This is a genomic window from Paraburkholderia sp. PGU19, from assembly GCF_013426915.1.
Taxonomy (GTDB): domain Bacteria; phylum Pseudomonadota; class Gammaproteobacteria; order Burkholderiales; family Burkholderiaceae; genus Paraburkholderia.
Genome location: NZ_AP023179.1, coordinates 3,092,416 through 3,111,076, shown reverse-complemented (window position 1 = coordinate 3,111,076; position 18,661 = coordinate 3,092,416). Strand labels below are relative to the sequence as shown.

Sequence of the window (18,661 nt, the reverse complement as noted above, 5' to 3'; positions counted from 1 at the left end):
TGCTCATAGAAGGGTAGCCAGATCGACATGCGTCGTCGTCAATCGGTGGTGCGATTGCTGACATGGCTGACCGGTCTATTCTCGCGCTCCCGTTCTGTACGGTGTCCACGTCGCTGTCGAGCACGGGACCGGCGACCGTTGCCGGCCAGGACATCCAGAATCGCAACAATAGATAGGGCAAGTACACCTAGCACGCCGACCGTGCCGATGATCAATATTACGTTCATAGGTGCTACACCTGAATGACGGCCAGCCTCGTTTCGGCGACCGAGCGCACAGTCATGGGCCATCCGCACCTGCAGCGCGGCAGGCGGATGAGCCATAGTAGCACGCGCGGCGGTGCGTGCCGTGCAGTGAGCCTTCCCGGGCCCGGCGACGATCTGCCGGGTCGGGCAAAGGTGTTATTGGCTGGATTTCGGGTTGTCAGGGTGCACGAGCGAAACAGCAACATTCGAAAGTACCGTTCCGCGGGGCCTGAAACCCGCGTCATTGACATGTCCCTCAGCGCGATAGAGAGGCGCATCGCGTAGTACCGGATTGCAGACCGCCGTTGCGAAACCCGCGTTGACCCGGGGCAACTTATGGTCTTATTCGCAGTAGGAGCGACGGTACGTTGATCGGTGATCCATGGGGTGTCTGGACTGTGTTCGAAAGGTCACAGACGTAAGTACATTGAGGTCCTCGGAAACACAGGCAACGCATTACTATGAAGGCACGAGTCGTTCGCCTGGCGGCGATACGATTGAAGCGTCACTGCTACGCGCCAGTCGGCCTTGGCGACCTGGTAAGCCAGCTTATAGACGAGCCAATGATCTCTTCCTTGAGGCATCAGGTGGAGATCTCAGCGGATAGGAAAGGGGGACATCATGTGTGGAATTGTCGGTGCGGTTGCGCGCGAAGACATCGTCCCGGTGCTCGTCGAAGGGCTGCGCCGACTTGAATATCGTGGCTATGACTCGTGCGGCGTAGCTGTGCTATCGGACGGCTCGCCGCGCCGGGCGCGCAGCGTCGCACGCGTGTCCGATCTGCGTGACCAGGTTCGTGAAGTTCGCCTCGAAGGCGGGACGGGCATTGCGCATACGCGATGGGCTACACATGGTGCACCGGTGACGGACAACGCGCACCCGATATTCTCGTGCAATGCCATTGCAGTCGTGCATAACGGGATCATCGAGAATTACGAAGAGCTACGCGAGATGTTACGCGCGAAGGGCTACGATTTCGTTTCTCAGACGGACACTGAAGTCATCGCTCATTTGCTACATAGCATGTACAACGGCGATCTGTTCGAGTGCGTATGCAGCGCGGTCAAGCAATTGAACGGGGCGTATGCAATCGCGGTGATGCACAAGGAACAGCCTCACATTGTCGTTGGCGCGCGGCAAGGATCGCCACTTGTCGTGGGCGTCGGCGACGGAAAGAACTTCCTTGCTTCGGACACCTTGGCGCTCGCGGGTTCGACTGAACGGTTCGTGTATCTTGAAGAGGGCGACGTGGTGGAACTCGCGCCCAATGAGATCAAGATCGCCGACCGCGAAGGCGGGATCGTAGAGCGCACGGTGCGCGTTGTGGCCGCGTATGGCGGCGTGGCGGAACTCGGCCCATACCGTCACTTTATGCAGAAAGAAATCTTCGAGCAACCGCGTGCGATCACGGACACTGTCCCACAGGCCGACGCGTTGACCCCAGATGTTTTCGGTGCAATCGCAGGTGAGGTGTTTCCAGGCATAGACAGCCTTTTGATTCTCGCGTGCGGCACAAGCTACCATTCAGGACTGACGTCGAAGTACTGGTTCGAATCAATCGCCAAGATCCCGACGCAGGTGGAAATCGCGAGCGAGTATCGTTACCGTGACTCGGTAGCGAACCCGAGAGCACTGGTCGTGGTGATTTCTCAATCGGGTGAAACCGCAGATACGCTTGCCGCACTTAGACACGCCCAATCACTCGGTCACAGGCACACCCTCGCTATCTGCAACATGGCGACGAGCGCGATGGTGCGCCAGACGGAGTCCGCTTTCTTGACCCGCGCGGGCGTAGAAGTCGGAGTCGCATCAACCAAGGCGTTTACGACGCAACTGGTAGCGCTTTTCCTGCTTGCAGCGACGCTAGGCCGGATGCGCGGCCACGTCGATGCGGAACAGGAAAGCGCATACCTGACTCAGCTGCGTCATCTTCCCGCAGCACTGAATAGCGTACTGGCTCTCGAACCTCAGATTATCGCCTGGTCGGAGGTCATCATGCGCAAGGATAATGCGCTCTTCCTAGGGCGCGGCCTCCACTATCCGATTGCACTTGAAGGCGCATTAAAACTGAAAGAGATATCGTACATTCATGCCGAAGCGTACCCGGCTGGCGAACTGAAGCACGGGCCGCTCGCACTTGTCACGGAAGCGATGCCTGTCGTCACCGTCGCGCCCAACGACGCGTTACTGAACAAGCTCAAATCAAACATGCAGGAGGTACGGGCACGGGGCGGTGAGCTTTTCGTATTTGCGGACGTCGATACGCACATTCGAAGCGAGGCCGGGATCCACGTCATACGCATGCCGGAGCACTACGGAGCACTCTCACCGATTCTGCACGTTGTACCGTTGCAGCTGTTGGCCTATCACACGGCCTGCGCGCGCGGGACCGACGTCGACAAACCGAGAAACCTGGCGAAATCGGTGACGGTGGAGTAGGCGGTATTAGTGAGCGATGTTTGTGCGAACCGTTGGACAAGCATGCGCCAGCGGTAAAGCTGGTTTGCGCCGCGAAAATCAGTAACCATGTCACTTACGCGACACTAAAGGAACGGCGGCGGCAGTTAGGACGGAAGCAACGTTCCTATACGATCGAACTCGATTGCCGACGCGGCTCGTATCGTAGAGGTTAGCGGACGGGTTGAGCTTGAATCTCCACGAGCCATCACTGCGGCACGTCCCCGGCGCCCTTCGGGGCTGGTAAACCCCGACTCGCCATGCCCGTCAGCCTAGACTTGAGTTGCCGGGCAAACGTCTTTGCCGAATAGCTCAGCGATCCCCATGCGCTCGCCATCACGAGAATTGAAGAGGTCTGATACGACTGCTTGCCGCTCCACGACACTTTGTATGGCTCGTTACCAGGCGTGAAGTCCGCATCGAACCCATGATCGAAGGCCCATTTGACGCACTCGTCCAGAATGACGGTGCCAGGCGAGAATTTCGCATGTGTGAGGTCATACGTGACGGTCAGGAAGAACAGACGTCGACGGCCGACGCCGACAATCAGCGCGGCGAGTGGGGTTCCCTGATGCAAGAGCGCGAAAAGCCGGAACATACCGGGCTCGTACGTTTCGTTCACCATCAAGTCGCGCCAGAATTTGCCGCTGGATTCGCCAGACACCCATCGGCTGTCGATGTCCTTATCTTGTGCCCATTTGCGTTTGTTCAAAACCAGCCAGTCGACGATCGATGCGGTGCGCTCATCGTTTCGGTCAAGCAATTCGATGTCGTACTCGAGGTGCTTTGCAAGTTTGCGCTTTGCGTAGTCCGGATTTTTGTCTCGTCCAGGGCGGGAGCGGCAGAATGAATCCCAGTCGGTCTCGCCTCGCAAGGTCGCGAAGTAAGTGCGCTCGTGCGTCTCGCGGCGCGTCATTGCATGGCGCTTCAGGCATTGACAAAACAGCGAGTCAGACGGCACGCGCCACAGCTCGATCACGTCGGCATGCGCGGACTTGATTGCCGCGTTCAATGCGGAATTCACGACCGCTTCGTTATTGCATTCGGGTGCCAAGAGCATGTTGGTGGGCGAACGGTTTTCTGGTGCAAGGGGCGTGAGATATCGCCACAATTTGTACCGGTACGCGAGCAGCGGCCAGATGACCACGATGCGACCAGTGTGACGACCGACGAGACAGTGCAGCTTGCGCGGAGAGCCAGGGTCTTCCGCCATCAGGCTGGCGTGGCAAAAGCCGAAATGATCGGCGAAGCCTCCATCGGCTGCATGCCACAACTCGTTCCATTCAGGTTGAAGCGTGCGGAAACGCTCGATATCTCGCACGACCTCAAACGATATGGCGTCTGTAGCTAATGCCATCGTCTTCTCTCCTTATTCCGTCATCGTCTGGAAATACTGGTCTGCATTGATCTTGCTAGCTGGTTTAAATGAGATGACACACGTGACTTAGAACCGGCATTTGAGCCCGGTTTGAATACTAAATTCAGACCGGGCGATTAACGATGCTACGCGTACCAGGCGCTTATACAGCGGCCTCATTCCGCATCCTTAATCGCGATACACCCGAATCGCGCATGCGGTAAACCTTGCACTTATCGCGTGTTTAACGAGTAAACCGAAATAGTGGCCGGAAACTCACTGGAACGCGTGAATCAGCTCAAATGCCGCCCGACCCGCAAATTCGGTCGTATGGTTCATTCCGTTCTATTGCGGAAGGCGGCTCGTGCATTCTGATAGCTGGATGCGACGCTCGTGGCGACACAGGCTCTAGCGATTGTGCGTTTCTCCAGCTGTAGAAGATTCGACCGGATGCTTCTGATGAGGGAAGATCCAGCGAGGAGTCTTGAACAGGACAATACGGCGGTACAAGAGAAGGTAGGCGGCGATGAAACCGCTCATCGCGAGAAAAAGTACCGCCGGGCTCTTGTAGAAGAAAGTCGCGGGGGTGATCGAAATCATCGACAGCAGCCACAGATAAACAGAAGTGCGTGCGTTGGCGCGCTCGCGGGAATTTGCAGCGATCCAGCTGTGCCGCGTAACGCGCTTATAGATGAGGGTATGCAGATGCAAATCATCTGGTTGCGATACAGCGCAGCCTTTGAGAAACCGGCGTCGATAAATGGAGAATACGGTTTCGAAGAGCGGATAAACAGCGACGCTAGCGGCATACCAGGCACACACGTCTGGATGCCTCACCACGAGCGAGACCAGCAGTTCGGCCATCACAAAGCCGACGAAGTAGGCCCCGCCGTCCCCAATGAATACCGATGCGATCGGGTAGTTCCATACGACAAAACCCAGGATTGCGCCGATCATCGTCAGAGCAACGCTCATCACAAACCAGTCGCCCGCGTCGTGCGCAACGTAACCGATTGATGCGAATATCAGAATCGAAGCACCAGACGACAGGCCGTTCATTCCATCAATGATGTTCACAGCGTTTGAGAGGCCAGCGACGAATATGCACGTGAACGCCACGGCGAACGGCGAGAAAAGCAGCGCTTTATCGATCAGCGGAAGATCAACTCTGATGATCACTGCATTTAGCAACCACGTACCGGCAAGGGCACCCGCGAGAGCACTGAGTAGTCTCGCGCGGGGCGAAATGCGCTTGGTCAGATCCTCAAGCAGACCGCTGGCAAACGGAAGCGCGCTGGCCGACAACAGCAGCATTGTTTCCGCCCTGGGGTTGCCCCCGAAGACTGCACCAATCATGCAAGTGATACCTGTTGCGAGAACGATTGCCAGTCCGCCTATGCGCGGGATGGGCCGTGAATGATTCTTTTGAACAGAATGAATATCCCAGTCCAGAGAAAGGCGACAGACTTGCGAGCCGTATCGAACAATCAACCAGGTGATCAGGAAACAACTCACAAAACTTAAGATTAGGTTGAGCATGACGTTCGCCTGGGAATCTACTTGGTTCGAACTTCTACATGACCGAGTCACCATCAAAAAAACGTTACAAAATAGTGACTATATCGTTGTCTATCGAGACCATTTCTCGTTCGCACTACTGCCGAAGAATGGCGCTTCGTGAAGCTTGATGATAGGCGGAAAAGCTCCCTCTTCAAATGGGCAAGTATGCGGAAACAAACACAACGATTCGGCCCAAAAAATCGAACTCGGGCGATCGCATTGGGGTGCGGTCGATTATACGCAAACGGGGCTACGCCACCGTTTCATATGTGAGCTACCCAACACAAATGAATGAAATCGCGGCTGCCGACAGAATTTCTGTTTCTCTATCGGCTAGAGTACGTGTACGCCAGCGACGACTCAGTCTTTGATGGTTGCAGTTGCATGGGCTGGCCGGCGTTGTACGGCCTCAACTCAGTCTCGTCGGGGGATTGAGTTCTGCTCGGGGGAAGCAAGACGTGCACTCCAATAACTCGCTACAGCCGTGCCGTTCCGACGACACCGCAGGAGAACTGCGGTCGGCGTCTGCTCGTAAATCAGACGGCGGGGCTTCATCCATTTGTGGCGTGCGGCGTGGCCTGCTCAAGGCAGCATCTGTTGCTCTTGTTAGTGGGGCAGGTTTGCCTCGACTCGCAGCAGCCGTAGGCCAACCCTCGACGCCGACGGTCGTCGACAAGGCGTTTGGTGTGAAGGGTGATGGCCAGTCGAACGACAGGACGAACCTGCAGAGGGCAATCGACCAATCCGTAGGCAAGACTTTGCTAATGACGGGGGCGAGCCGGATTGATGCAAGCGGCCTTCAATTGCGTAGTGGGAGCCGACTGCGGTTTGAGCCGGGTGCTTCCCTGGCGCTGCTGCCGCACGAGCAGGCAACTTATCAGATGTTACGTATATGGGACGTTCAGGGCGTCGTCGTCGAGGGCGCGGTCCTGGACGGGAAGAAAGATCTGAACAAAGCGGGCAATGAAGCGGACCGCGACGGCTACGGCATGGGAATTTCAGTCGCCGGAAGTTCGAACGTGACCCTGATTTCACCCGTTACCGTTGGGTGCTGGGGAGACGGAATTTATATCGCCAACAGCTACCAACGAAAAGGTCAGACCTCGAGTCATATCACTGTCCTTGATCACCTCGCCTCGGACTGCCGCAGGCAGGGCGTCTCGATCGTCAGCGGCTCGAACATACTGATCGAACGACCGGTCTGGCAGAGGATAGGCGGCACGTTGCCGTCGGCGGGCCTCGACATCGAACCGAACAGCAATCTCGACGTACTGGACAACATCCGTGTCGTTAACCCTGTGACCAGACATTGCCGCACCGGCATTCTGATCTACTTGCAGGCACTTGTCGGCCCGCGGGCCAAGCTGATCAACATCGAAATTTCGGGGCATCGTGACGAACTGTCGGCGGTGGCGCCGCTGAACATATCGGGACTCAAGCTGGACGGGAATGTTGTGACGGGGTCGATCAGGGTCAATTCATCGACGTGGGTCGGCTCTCGCATGCGGCGATTGAGAAGCGACGACTATGACGTCATAAGAGGCCCGAAGATCATCATGGAGGGGCTCAAAATTATCAGTTGATTGGCCGAACGCATATCGGCCCGACAGGCCGAAGTTCGGCGGACCGTTTCGTACTACAAAGGATTGAAAATGCAAGACGAACGCACATTAGAAAATGGGCCGGCAGTCGACGAAAGAACAGGGGTAGCTGCGATAATCGATGCGATTATCGGGTATCGCGTGATGGTCCTGATAGCCGTCGTCTCTGTCGTCATGATGGGAGCCATCTACATTCTGGTGACGCCCCCGTTGTATGAGTCGAGCGTACTGATCAAGGTCGAAGACTCCACAGGCCAGCCGTCGCGGCAAGCCGGAAACGACCTGCTCAACAATATTTCGCCGGGGTTCGATGAGCGCTCGACCGCGGAGAGTGAGATCCAGGTCATAGGATCCCGGCTCATTGTTTCGCGAGCTGTCGATGCCTTGCGCCTGGAGATCGAGGCGAAACCGCATTACTTCGGCCCCATCGGGCAATTATTCGCACGCCGCAGCGACAGTTTGTCGACACCCGGGCTGCTTGGGATGGGCGGCTACGCCTGGGGCACGGAATCCATAAAGCTAAGCAGTTTCAATGTTCCGGACACGTGGCTCGGCGAGAACTACAGTGTCACGGCGCTTGGCGATCACGCGTATGCGTTGGAGGGTCCTGGTCTACCCGAAGAGGGTATTCGGGGCGATGTCGGCCGCGCGCTCAGGATCGATACCACACAGGGACCCATCACGCTTCTCATCGCAAAGCTAAACGGAAATGCGGGAGCCCGCTTCGATGTGGTCAGGTACTCCCGTCAACAGACGGTGGACCGGTTGCAAAAGATCCTGCAAGTCAAGGAGCTTGGTTCGAAATCCAGCATGTTGAAGGTTTCGCTGGAGGGTACCGACGCGCGGCGAGCTACCGAGACGATCAACGAAATCGGTCGTCAATATGAGCAGTGGAACGCGGCTCGCAAAGCCATTATCGCGAAGAACTCGCTCGACTATCTCCAAAGCCAGTTGCCAACCATGGAAAGGCAAGTGCGCGAATCGGAGGATGCGTACAACACATATCGCAACACGCACGGCTTGCTGGATATGAACGAAGAGGCGCGTCTGCTTCTTCAGCGTAGCGCGGAAGGCATGACACAGGTGCTGGAGCTTCAGCGCAAGCGGGACGCCCTGCTTGCCACTTACGCGCCGACGTACCCGGTGGTCGTTGCGATCAACGCACAGATCGCGTCGACGCAAAAGGCTCTGGATGAAATCAGCGGCCAGATCAAAACGATGCCGCGCGAGCAGCAAGGCGCAATGCGGCTTGAGCGGGACGTCAGGGTCAATACGGATCTGTACACGACTCTGCGCAACAACATCGAACAATTGAAGGTGATCCAGGCAGGCAAGGCGGGTTCCGCACAACTCATCGACTGGGCAGACGTTCCGGATAAGCCGGTCAAGCCGCTCAAGTTGCTCGTGATGGCGGTCTCCCTGGTGTTGGGCGCGCTGGTGGGCGTTGGACTCGCTATCGCACGCGACTACGTATTCCGCGGAGCGACCGATTCAAGGGAGATTGAAGCGCGCACCGGGCTTGGGGTTTTCGGGACGATCCCGAAAAGCGACGAGCAGGAACGTCTAAATGGCAAGCTGAAAGCCAACAATCGCGAAAACATGTTGCTGGCGTCGCTCTACCCGAGAGATCCGTCGGTGGAAGCACTGCGCATTGTGCGCTCGGCATTGCAGTTCGCGATGATCGGCGCTCGAAACAACGTCGTGATGATGACGGGGCCGCTGCCGGCTGTCGGAAAGTCATTCATTTCGGCGAATCTCGCAGCACTGCTCGCCTCGGGTGGAAAGCGCGTACTGCTTATCGACGGTGACTTGCGGAAAGGCCGGCTGCATCGCTACCTTGGCGTCGCGCCGAGTGCGGGTTTGGCGGAAGTCATTGAAGGGACGGCCGAACTTGACGCGGCGATATCAAGAGATGTGATGCCCAGACTCGACCTGCTACAGACAGGCCGATATCCGACGGATCCGGCGGAGCTGGTCATGTCGAATACGTTCCGTCAGATTATTGCAAGGGCTTCCGCCAGTTATGACCTTGTCTTACTTGACGCACCGCCCGTGCTCGTCGTCTCTGACGCGGGAATCATGGCGCCAGTCGCTGGACTGCTTTTCCTCGTCGCCAGGTTTGGCGATACCAGGGTTGGCGAACTTCAGGAAAGCATCAAGCGACTTTCCCTGGCCGGGGCCAAAGTCAACGGCGTGCTATTGAACGCCACCAATATGCACACGATGGATTACGCAATGGCTCGACGCTACGGAAGTCGGTCTTATCTGGCCTACGACTACCACGCGGGTTCGAAATAACTTTTGGCGGACTCACACGCAGTCGCGAGGATCAGCGTGTTTCCGCCAGTTGCGCATACAACGTCTAGGGGGAGATAGTCATGAACAAGCTTGAGGAACTTCGTCTTGCGGTCGTCGGACTGGGTTACGTCGGACTGCCACTGGCGGTTGAGTTTGGCAAAAAGCGTACAGTCATCGGTTACGATATCAACCGTTCGCGCATTTCCGCACTCAAGGAAGGGCGCGATAAGACACTGGAAGTGAGCAGCGAGGAACTGGCCGAGGCGAAGGGCCTGGCCTACACCTGTGACTCAAGTGATCTTGGCGCTTGCAACGCGTATATCGCGACGGTTCCGACGCCGATTGACAAGTTCAAGCGTCCCGACTTCTCCCCTTTGGTGAGCGCCACAGAGACGATCGCATCGGTATTGAAACCGGGCGATGTCGTCATCTATGAATCCACCGTGTATCCCGGCGCGACCGAGGACGTCTGCGTACCTATCCTGGAGAGCATCTCCGGTCTCAAGTACAACACCGACTTCTATCTCGGCTATAGCCCGGAGCGCATCAATCCGGGGGATAAGGCACATCGCGTGACGGACATAAAGAAAGTCACATCAGGATCAACGCCGGAAGTCGCGGACCTTGTCGACTCACTGTATCAGGAAATCATTACGGCGGGCACACATAAGGCTAGCAGCATCCGTGTCGCGGAGGCGGCGAAGGTAATCGAAAATACTCAGCGCGACCTCAACATAGCACTGGTCAATGAACTTGCGATCATCTTCAATCGCTTGGGGATCGACACCGAGTCAGTTCTCGCGGCTGCCGGTACGAAATGGAATTTCTTGCCTTTCCGGCCGGGTTTGGTGGGCGGTCACTGCATCGGCGTGGACCCGTACTATCTGACGCACATGGCACAGTCAATTGGCTACCATCCGGAGATCATTCTCGCAGGTCGACGCCTGAACGATAGTATGGGCGAGTATGTGGTCGCACAGCTGATCAGGGCATTGACCCGACATGACATTCACATCCCTGGCGCACGCACACTCGTCCTTGGTCTTTCATTCAAAGAAAACTGTCCCGATCTTCGCAACTCGCGTGTCCTGGATATTGTGCATGGTCTGCAGGCCTATGGCGTCAATGTGGACATTTATGACCCGTGGGTCTCTAGAGAGGAAGCACGGCACGAGTACGGGCTGGAGCTGCTTGAGGAACCTCGGCCGGGCACATACGATGCAATGCTGGTGGCTGTCGCGCATCGGCAATTCGTCGAATGGGGCGCTGAGACACTCAGATCGTTCGGTAAATCAAGGCACGTTCTCTACGACCTCAAATATGTGCTCCCTCAAGAGGCGAGCGATTTGCGCCTGTAAGCGCCTCTCGCAAACGCCGCGCTGTACGTCTTATTGAGCACTGGAGATTTAACATGAGAACCAGCTACGACCGGATACGAAGTGAAATGGTGGCGCATCCTAAGACATGGTTGATAACGGGAGTGGCTGGATTTATTGGTTCGAATCTTCTGGAAACCCTGCTCGGACTCGGACAGCGGGTAGTCGGGCTGGACAACTTTTCGACTGGTCACCGGGAGAATCTGGACGAGGTGCGCTCAAACGTCGGGGCGGCTGTCTGGCAACGCTTTACCTTTATCGAAGGAGACATTCGACGTCTCGACGACTGCCGGCGCGCCGTGCAGACGGCCGATCATGTTCTACATCAGGCAGCTCTGGGGTCGGTGCCGCGCTCGTTGCAGGATCCTGTCTCCACGAATGAGGTGAACATTGGCGGCTTCCTCAATATGCTGGTCGCCGCGCGTGATGCGAATGTTTCGAGTTTCACCTATGCGGCTTCGAGTTCGACTTATGGCGATCATCCAGATTTACCAAAGACCGAAGATGTTATCGGACGTCCGCTGTCGCCGTACGCGGTCACCAAATACGTAAACGAACTCTACGCTTCAGTGTTTGCGCGTAGTTATGGACTTAGTGCGATCGGCCTGCGCTACTTCAATGTGTTCGGTCGTCGACAGGACCCAAGCGGGGCGTATGCAGCCGTTATACCGCGCTGGACAGCAGCACTCATCAACGGTGAGGATGTTGTGATCAATGGAGACGGCGAATCTAGCCGTGACTTCTGTTATGTCGACAATGCGGTCCAGGCTAATCTGCTCGCTGCGTTCGCCGATGCCGCCAGCCGAGACCAGGTATACAACGTCGCAGTCGGAGAGCGCACCACGCTGAATCAGCTGTATGCACATCTCCGGGCGTCGCTCACTCATCTTGGCATCGCGTTGGCCGAGACCGGTCCGGTGCACGGGCCGATGCGTGCCGGCGATATCCGTCATTCTCTCGCAAGCGTGAAGAAGGCAGAGGAGCTTCTTGGATATAGCCAACCCATAACGCTATCGCAAGGGCTGGCGATCGCCATGCCCTGGTATGTGCAGCTATTTGCAAAAGGGGGGGCATCGGGTGGCGCGAACGAGGTGGCACTCGAGACACCAGCAGGCGGGAGGTGAGTGGATGAACTCACAGTTCGCGGAGTGGCGAAGTCGTCTTCCGAAGATCCATCCCGACCACATGCGCATTGCGCGCGGCGCGGCAAGGATTTCGATCTTCGTGCTGTTAGGACGGTGCGCTGGCGCATTCAAAGAGGTCGCAGTCGCGTACCGATTTGGCACGGGTGGGATTGTCGACGCGTATCAGTTGACGCTGGCACTCGTCAGCTGGATGCCGGCGGCCGCCATGACGATCTTCGGCATCGTATTGATCCCCGTATTCGTTGAACTTCGCCAACAGCCCCTGCAGGCACAGGCGGTTTTTCTTGGCGAGCTCGAGGCATGGGTTATTGCGGTCGGCGTTGGGTTTTCGGTTCTGCTCTTTCTGTGTTGGCCATTTGCAATCCACGTGCTTGCCGGAAATCTTTCGCCAGAGACGATCGATCTGTGTCGCGATATGTTCACCTACATGGCTCCGATTGGCATTTTGATGCTGGCGTCCGGTACATATGGCGCGAGAATGCAATCGAGGGAACGACACATCAATACACTTCTCGAGGGACTTCCCGCCGTTTTTGTGCTCTGCTTTGTGCTGTTATCGCATAAACAGGTGGGAACAATTGCCCTGATCTGGGGGAGTGTGGGCGGTTACCTGGCGCAGACGCTTATTGGGCGATGGTTGTTAAGTCGGCTGGATCCAATTCCGATCAAACTCCGGCTGAAGACCACGGCGCCTGAATGGCGCCGCGTCCTTGTGTCCGCACGAGTTCTGGCTGTGGGTCAACTGATCATGTGCTGCACTCCGCTGTTCGATCAGTTTATGGCTGTTCAGTTTGGTGATGGTGCTGTCGCCAAGCTTGGTTATGCCAACAGGGTGCTCTCACTCTTTCTGAGTATGGGGGCACTCGCCATCGGCCAGGCGACGCTGCCCGTTTTTTCAGACATCGTTCACTCAGGAGACCCTTGCCACGCGCGTAGAACGGCGGTCAGATGGACAATCCTCATGTTTCTATGTGGCACGTGTGTGGCGCTTGGCGCAGCTGTATTTGCACCCGATCTGATCGGTCTCGCATTCCAGCGAGGAGCTTTTACGGCTGAGGATACGGTAGCCGTAGCACAACTTTTTCGTTGGGGCCAAATACAGGTTCCCTTTTACTTTTCCAGTCTGGTTCTACTGACACTTTCCGCAGGGGCCGGTCGCTATAGACAAATGTCGACCATAGCGCTGGCAGGGGTTGCGGCCAAAGTATCTGGAACCATAATGTTCAGCCACTGGTTTGGCATCGCAGGCATTCTGCTCGGAACCGCACTAATGCATGCGACGACGTTGATTATTTATGCTCGGTACGCGTATACGTGGTCGTTGTCGGCGCAGAGAAAATCATGAAGATAATGATGCTTGTCAGTTCGATGGGAAGTGGAGGAGCGGAACGGGTTGCGTCGACGCTCATGAATGCGTGGGCAAAGCGTGGAGATTCGGTCGAACTGGTTGCGACTTTTAGCGGGCGAGGGACCTGTTTTTATAAACTCGCCGATGAGGTCAGGCTGGTGTACCTTGCCGATCATGTTGGCAAGCGCCGAAGCAGACTGGGAGGATATCTCGCGCGGTATAGAGCGTTGCGCCGTCTGATTAGTCAGAGTCGGCCCGACGTAGTGATATCGTTTCTGACCAATGTGAATGTCGCCGCCATATTAGCGAACGTCGGCCTGCATGTACCCGCGGTGGTCTGCGAACATAACAATCCCGCAGTGGATGGCCGGTCGATGTTATGGCGTTTTGCTCCCCGGTTGACCTATCCCTTTGCTGACGCCGTTACAGTGTTGACAGAAAGTGCAGTTGCGCCATTCAAACGTATGGTACCCGGCGTGCAAAAGCCTTTTGTCGTTCCCAATCCTCTTCCCGACGAAATTTTTGCAATGACGAAACCAGCTGTCTTGCCGACCTTGACACAAGGCGCGGAAGACACTCGACCGGATGTCGGACGCAAGCGGCTCGTCGCGGTCGGAAGATTGCACGCACAGAAGCAGTTCAACCTGCTCATCGAGGCTTTTGCTGCGCTCGCCGACTCTTTCACGGATTGGGACTTATGGATCTGGGGCGAGGGTCCGGAACGCGCGCGCCTCGAAGCGCTGGTATCGAGGCTGAATCTGATCGGCCGGATTTTCCTGCCTGGCAAGACTGCATCGCCATGGTCGGAAATGACTGCCTCCGACGTGTTTGCCATGTCGTCGAAGTACGAAGGGCTGCCAATGGCGCTTATGGAGGCTATGGCACTCGGCATTGCCTCCATTGCGTTCGACTGTCCGTCGGGACCTCGCGAGATCATGCGTGACGGCCGCGATGGCATGCTGATTCCCCCGGACGATGTTCAATCATTCACAGAGGGGCTCAGCCGGTTGTTTGGGGATGGTGATTTGCGAATGCACCTTGGTCAAAGCGCGGCGAGGTCGATCAAAGAACGATACTCGATCGAGTGCGTATTGGACCAATGGAGCGAACTGTTTCTGTCGATTGGCGTTGCACAGTCTTCTGCGCACGGCGGCGATAGTGCTTTCGCACGCGAGTGCACCTGAATATCGACGATAGAAAAGCGGATATCCGCCACAAAAGACAGTTTCGGAACCTGGCTGGGACTGTGCATGCGTGAGGAGCAATAATGAGCAAGATCGTATTGTTTGCCAACACCGACTGGTATCTCTACAACTTCCGCCTTTCACTTGCCCGCGCATTGCGGGACGCGGGTCACGAAGTCGTTCTTCTTTCTCCTCCGGGAGAATATGGCGCGAAGTTGATCTCGCTCGGATTCCAGTGGATTCCGGTGCCGATGAATCGACGGAGCCTTAACCCAGTCCGTGAACTCGCACTTGTCATGTGGCTTGCGCGCTTGCTGCGCAAGGAGAAGCCTGACCTCGTACACGGATTCACGATCAAGTGTGCAGTCTACGGCTCACTGTCCGCGCGTATTGCAGGGGTGAGGGCACGCGTGAACGCCATTGCGGGAATGGGTTATGTGTTCTCGAGCCGGGACATGAAAGCATGCGTGCTCAGACCAATAGTTCGCGGCATAATGCGTCTCGCCTTGCGGGGTCGTTCGAGTGCGGTGATACTTCAGAATCCCGACGATCAGTCAATGTTCCGTGACGCCAACATCGTCGACGAACGCGCTATTCGGCTTATCAAAGGGTCTGGTGTCAATGTCGAACGGTTTAAACCTGGAGAGCGGCAGAGCAATCCACAAAGCCAGACGCCATTGCGTGTCGTACTCGCCGGCCGGCTGTTGTGGGACAAAGGGATCGCCGAGTATGTCGAAGCAAGCCGGCAATTGAGAAGAGCGGGCCGCAAAATCCGCTTTATTCTGGCTGGTGCGCCGGACCCCGGAAATCCCGCTTCCATAGACGAGGCAACCCTGCAGAGTTGGATCAACGAGGGGCTTGTGGAGTGGCGGGGTCACGTGAGTGACATGCCAGGACTCTATGCCGACTGCGACGTTGCCGTTTTACCGAGTTATCGGGAGGGCCTGCCCAAGTCGATGATCGAGGCGGCTGCATGCGAACTACCGCTCGTTATTACAGATGCGCCAGGGTGTCGCGAGGTGGTCGCTGTAAATGGGCAAGACGGGCTCGTGGTGCCCGTGCGTGACAGTGTGGCACTTGCGAATGCGATCCGCCTTCTCGACGACGACCGTGCGGCTGCACGTAGGCTTGGCATAGCGGCCCGACAGAAAGTACTTGCGGAGTTCGATGAGCGCATCGTCATCTCTAGAACGCTCGATGTCTACAGGGAACTGCTTGAACCGGAGTGGCTGCCTTCCGTTGCCAAGGAGGGGACGGCACCATGAAGGTCGTCCACGTTATCACTGATCTGGCCGTTGGCGGCGCCGAAACCTCGCTTGTCCGTCTCGTTCGCGCCGGCCGCCGCGATGGGGTGCATCATTCTGTCATCTCGCTGTCGTCCCAGGCCCCCCTTGCCACCGTCCTGGCAGACGAGGGCATCGAGGTGCGCATACTTGGAATGGACCGTAATCGATCACATCTAAAAAGCGTGTTCCAGTTGGTGCGCTGGCTGGATGAACTCCAACCGGACGTCGTGCAGACGTGGATGTACCACGCCGACCTGCTGGCGGGAATGAGTGTCTATGCGGCTCAGCTTCTGCGCCGCCTGCGCGGAAAGCCTCGGGCAAGACCAGTGCTTTCATGGGGTATCCATCACACGGACTTGCGACTGACGGGGAGTAACCGCAGTACTCGCTGGATAGCAAAAGCATGCGCGTTCCTGTCCGCGAAGATACCCGACGTGATTGTATGCTGTGCTGAGGCGGCGAAATCCTCGCATTCCGAGGGCGGTTATTGCGGCAGAAAGATGATCGTTATTCCAAACGGAATCGATCTCGCAAAGTTCCGGATTGACGAAAAGGCAGGCTCTGCGTTGCGTCGCCGGCTCGGGGTACCCGAGTCGACGATACTCGTTGGTACTGTCGGCCGCTATCATCCCGTTAAAGACTATCCGACATTTAGCGAAGCGCTTCGCACCCTGCTGAAGGTCATGCCTGACTGTCACTTCATTATGGCCGGTCGCGGACTGGATCCCAGCAACGAGGAGCTGGTTTCGCTTCTGAGGGGTTCCGGCGTACTCAACAATTGTCATCTACTCGGGCCAGAAAGCGAACCACAAACGCTGCTTGCGGGGCTGGACGTCTTCTGTTTGTCGTCGAGAAGCGAAGCTTTGCCAACAGTGATCGCTGAGGCGATGGCGTGTCAGGTTCCCTGCGTCGCGACTAATGTTGGAGATACGGCATATCTTGTCGGCGAAACGGGACGACTCGTGCCGCCTGAGCGCCCGCAGGAGTTGGGGCAGGCTCTTGCAGCAGTGCTCTCGATTCCTTCGGCCGAGCGATGCCAGTTGGGCAGGGCCGCCAGGCATCGCGTAGAACAGTTGTTCTCGATCGAGCGAAGCTGGAGAAGCTATCAACAGGTATATTGCAATGTATTAAAGGCCCGACTGCACGCAACGAGTTAGTGAGGGCAGCATTGCCAATGCTGGACGTTTGCGGTAACTGAAGATGCACGGGCGAGGTCTAACCAGGCCCGTGCAGCCGCCGCCGGAAGTCGGTCTTATCTGGTCGTAATGTTAGTCACTTCGACGGCGGGCCCCGCCGGATCCCACACTGCTTTGCGGAAACCGCTCTTCGATTGAACGAAGGTTGGTGACGCGCTCGTAATATGACCGGTGACGACATACCCATGTAGCGCAAGACCGCTGACATAGAAGCCTGCATCGTTCGCTGCGTAGTCGGTGTGATTCGGGATATCGATCGACACCGTCTTCGGGGTCGTGCCAGGAAGATTAGCTAGATAGACATTGATTCCAAAGTGACAATTCCGGGTGGTCGGGCTATTGATCTTGATGTTTTGAAGGGTGGACGCATTCGTATTGGGCTCGATATCCAGACCCGCCGACGGCAGCGTTCCCGCGATGTTCTCCCACAGCGGACTATCAAAAGTAATTCCAATTCCGCTAATTATCGACGCCCCCTGCCGGCGGCAACCATTTGCGTGGTGATTCGACACGTAAATGTTGCTCGACACCACTTGCTGCGAACGGAAGGAATTGGTGATGTAAATGCCATCGCCCCAACAGTTGATCGTCGTCGGAGATTTAAGCGTGACGCCAGACGCACCTGCGATCGAGAATGCATGGCCGCCGCCGCCGCTGGCGGGGTAAGGCGTCGCGCTATTGAGCTGTTTGCTACCGTCTAGCGTCGCGTTCTCAACCGTCACATTCGTCACGTCCCAGATGCGCATGATCTGATAAATGGCCGTGTTGTGGGGTAAGAGCTTGATTGTTGCGCCGTCTGCGAAGCGTACATAGCTGTTCGTACGTAGATCGACGCCCCCGGAGTCGATCCGCACGTTGCCGCTAATGAGCAGGATTTTGCCGACAGAGTTGTTGATCGCGTTCTGAAGCGCTACGCGATCGTTGGTGACTCCATCTGCTTTGACGCCGAAAGAAGAGGCGTTGACGACGGTGGTGGGAGTTGATGTTGCGGCCTTCGCCAGGGCCTGCGCGGACGTGGAGGCCACGGGATTGCCATCGCCTCCGCCGCACCCCGCGAGCGCCATGGAGCCAGCGCTTAGCGCAAGGCCAGTGAGAAAGCTTCTGCGAGTGATGAGTGGATTTTGCCGATAGTCGATGGAGGAGCTCATAGGTCGTTGATCCCGCGTAGCGGGTCCGTTTATGGCAAACAAACGTTTGCGCGATAAAAAGGCATCGCTCACGCATGCATGAGCGAGACAAGGTCGAGCGAGGGGATGAATGCGTCAAGAGGCCTTAGCTGCGAGGCACGCGTCCATGGTGCGTCGAACGGCTTGACGAAAGTTGGACACGCATCGATGTCTGCCGGCGGCGGATGATGAGCGTGATCGGTGATGCCTTGCAAACGGGAGCGATGATAAGCGTCTCGCAAGTCGGCTCAATATCAGATGAGATATATTTCGTAACGAAGCGTAACTTGTGAAAAGGGCTCTTTTTCTCATCTGTTTTGCGGTACGCCCCGCCACAGCTAAGCTTGCCGGTACTTGAAACTATTCTTCGGATAAATAGAAATGCCGGCCAATTCAGAATAAATAATTTTGCCGTTTAGCAAAAAAAACACATTCCATAATG

Annotated in this window: 13 protein-coding genes; 10 read left to right on the top strand and 3 right to left on the bottom strand. The window is 56.6% G+C overall.

The window, feature by feature from the left end; translation table 11 throughout:
- Positions 1–866 precede the first annotated feature (866 nt).
- The gene (glmS, locus tag H1204_RS14160) at positions 867–2,684 is read left to right on the top strand and encodes a glutamine--fructose-6-phosphate transaminase (isomerizing) (protein WP_180728799.1); all 1,818 of its coding nucleotides are present in this window, start codon (positions 867–869) and stop codon (positions 2,682–2,684) included.
- Positions 2,685–2,910: 226 nt separating this feature from the next.
- On the opposite strand, the gene H1204_RS14155 is transcribed toward glmS, so the two are convergent.
- Positions 2,911–3,681 (bottom strand): GNAT family N-acetyltransferase, encoded by a 771-nt coding sequence (locus tag H1204_RS14155; RefSeq protein ID WP_180728798.1) that lies wholly within the window; start codon positions 3,679–3,681, stop codon positions 2,911–2,913.
- Between the two features lie 6 nt (positions 3,682–3,687).
- On the opposite strand from H1204_RS14155, the gene H1204_RS14150 reads away from it, so the two are divergent.
- Entirely contained in the window at positions 3,688–4,053 is a 366-nt protein-coding gene (locus tag H1204_RS14150; protein WP_180728797.1) for a hypothetical protein, read from the top strand.
- A 414-nt stretch (positions 4,054–4,467) separates the two neighbouring features.
- Here H1204_RS14150 and H1204_RS14145 read toward each other — a convergent pair whose 3' ends face one another.
- Positions 4,468–5,598: a glycosyltransferase gene (locus tag H1204_RS14145; RefSeq protein ID WP_180728796.1), complete on the bottom strand. Its 1,131-nt coding sequence runs from the start codon at positions 5,596–5,598 to the stop codon at positions 4,468–4,470.
- 479 nt (positions 5,599–6,077) lie between these two features.
- Here H1204_RS14145 and H1204_RS14140 point away from each other — a divergent pair, with 479 nt between their 5' ends.
- The 8 genes from H1204_RS14140 to H1204_RS14105 all read left to right on the top strand — a co-directional run bounded on the left by H1204_RS14140 (position 6,078) and on the right by H1204_RS14105 (position 17,014).
- The gene (locus H1204_RS14140) at positions 6,078–7,202 is read left to right on the top strand and encodes a hypothetical protein (protein ID WP_243468512.1); all 1,125 of its coding nucleotides are present in this window, start codon (positions 6,078–6,080) and stop codon (positions 7,200–7,202) included.
- A 69-nt stretch (positions 7,203–7,271) separates the two neighbouring features.
- Positions 7,272–9,518, top strand: coding sequence for a polysaccharide biosynthesis tyrosine autokinase (locus H1204_RS14135; RefSeq protein ID WP_180728795.1), 2,247 nt, complete (start codon positions 7,272–7,274; stop codon positions 9,516–9,518).
- An 80-nt stretch (positions 9,519–9,598) separates the two neighbouring features.
- Positions 9,599–10,876, top strand: coding sequence for a Vi polysaccharide biosynthesis UDP-N-acetylglucosamine C-6 dehydrogenase TviB (gene tviB, locus H1204_RS14130; RefSeq protein WP_180728794.1), 1,278 nt, complete (start codon positions 9,599–9,601; stop codon positions 10,874–10,876).
- 53 nt (positions 10,877–10,929) lie between these two features.
- The gene (locus tag H1204_RS14125; protein WP_180728793.1) at positions 10,930–12,018 is read left to right on the top strand and encodes an SDR family oxidoreductase; all 1,089 of its coding nucleotides are present in this window, start codon (positions 10,930–10,932) and stop codon (positions 12,016–12,018) included.
- Positions 12,019–12,022: 4 nt separating this feature from the next.
- Entirely contained in the window at positions 12,023–13,384 is a 1,362-nt protein-coding gene (locus H1204_RS14120; RefSeq protein WP_180728792.1) for a lipid II flippase MurJ, read from the top strand.
- Positions 13,381–14,571 carry a glycosyltransferase family 4 protein gene (locus H1204_RS14115; RefSeq protein WP_180728791.1) on the top strand — a complete coding sequence of 397 codons (1,191 nt, stop codon included), beginning with the start codon at positions 13,381–13,383 and terminating at the stop codon, positions 14,569–14,571. Before H1204_RS14120 ends, H1204_RS14115 begins: the two co-directional genes overlap by 4 nt.
- A gap of 83 nt (positions 14,572–14,654) precedes the next feature.
- A complete protein-coding gene (locus H1204_RS14110) occupies positions 14,655–15,836 on the top strand; it encodes a glycosyltransferase family 4 protein (RefSeq protein WP_180728790.1) in 1,182 nt (393 codons plus the stop codon).
- Complete coding sequence (locus H1204_RS14105; protein WP_180728789.1) at positions 15,833–17,014, top strand: glycosyltransferase; 1,182 nt, start codon at positions 15,833–15,835, stop codon at positions 17,012–17,014. The genes H1204_RS14110 and H1204_RS14105 overlap by 4 nt, the downstream gene beginning before the upstream one ends.
- 95 nt (positions 17,015–17,109) lie before the next feature.
- Here the strand turns inward: H1204_RS14105 and H1204_RS14100 are convergent, their stop codons facing one another.
- A complete protein-coding gene (locus tag H1204_RS14100) occupies positions 17,110–18,201 on the bottom strand; it encodes a hypothetical protein (RefSeq protein ID WP_180728788.1) in 1,092 nt (363 codons plus the stop codon).
- Between the last annotated feature and the right edge of the window lie 460 nt (positions 18,202–18,661).

Excerpts from the sequence above, each read along its gene's own strand:
- glmS (WP_180728799.1), top strand. The coding sequence starts at position 867 with ATGTGTGGAATTGTCGGTGCGGTTGCGCGCGAAGACATCGTCCCGGTG.
- H1204_RS14150 (WP_180728797.1), top strand. The coding sequence starts at position 3,688 with ATGCGCGGACTTGATTGCCGCGTTCAATGCGGAATTCACGACCGCTTC.
- H1204_RS14145 (WP_180728796.1), bottom strand. The coding sequence starts at position 5,598 with ATGCTCAACCTAATCTTAAGTTTTGTGAGTTGTTTCCTGATCACCTGG.
- H1204_RS14135 (WP_180728795.1), top strand. The coding sequence starts at position 7,272 with ATGCAAGACGAACGCACATTAGAAAATGGGCCGGCAGTCGACGAAAGA.
- tviB (WP_180728794.1), top strand. The coding sequence starts at position 9,599 with ATGAACAAGCTTGAGGAACTTCGTCTTGCGGTCGTCGGACTGGGTTAC.
- H1204_RS14125 (WP_180728793.1), top strand. The coding sequence starts at position 10,930 with ATGAGAACCAGCTACGACCGGATACGAAGTGAAATGGTGGCGCATCCT.
- H1204_RS14120 (WP_180728792.1), top strand. The coding sequence starts at position 12,023 with ATGAACTCACAGTTCGCGGAGTGGCGAAGTCGTCTTCCGAAGATCCAT.
- H1204_RS14115 (WP_180728791.1), top strand. The coding sequence starts at position 13,381 with ATGAAGATAATGATGCTTGTCAGTTCGATGGGAAGTGGAGGAGCGGAA.
- H1204_RS14110 (WP_180728790.1), top strand. The coding sequence starts at position 14,655 with ATGAGCAAGATCGTATTGTTTGCCAACACCGACTGGTATCTCTACAAC.
- H1204_RS14105 (WP_180728789.1), top strand. The coding sequence starts at position 15,833 with ATGAAGGTCGTCCACGTTATCACTGATCTGGCCGTTGGCGGCGCCGAA.
- H1204_RS14100 (WP_180728788.1), bottom strand. The coding sequence starts at position 18,201 with ATGAGCTCCTCCATCGACTATCGGCAAAATCCACTCATCACTCGCAGA.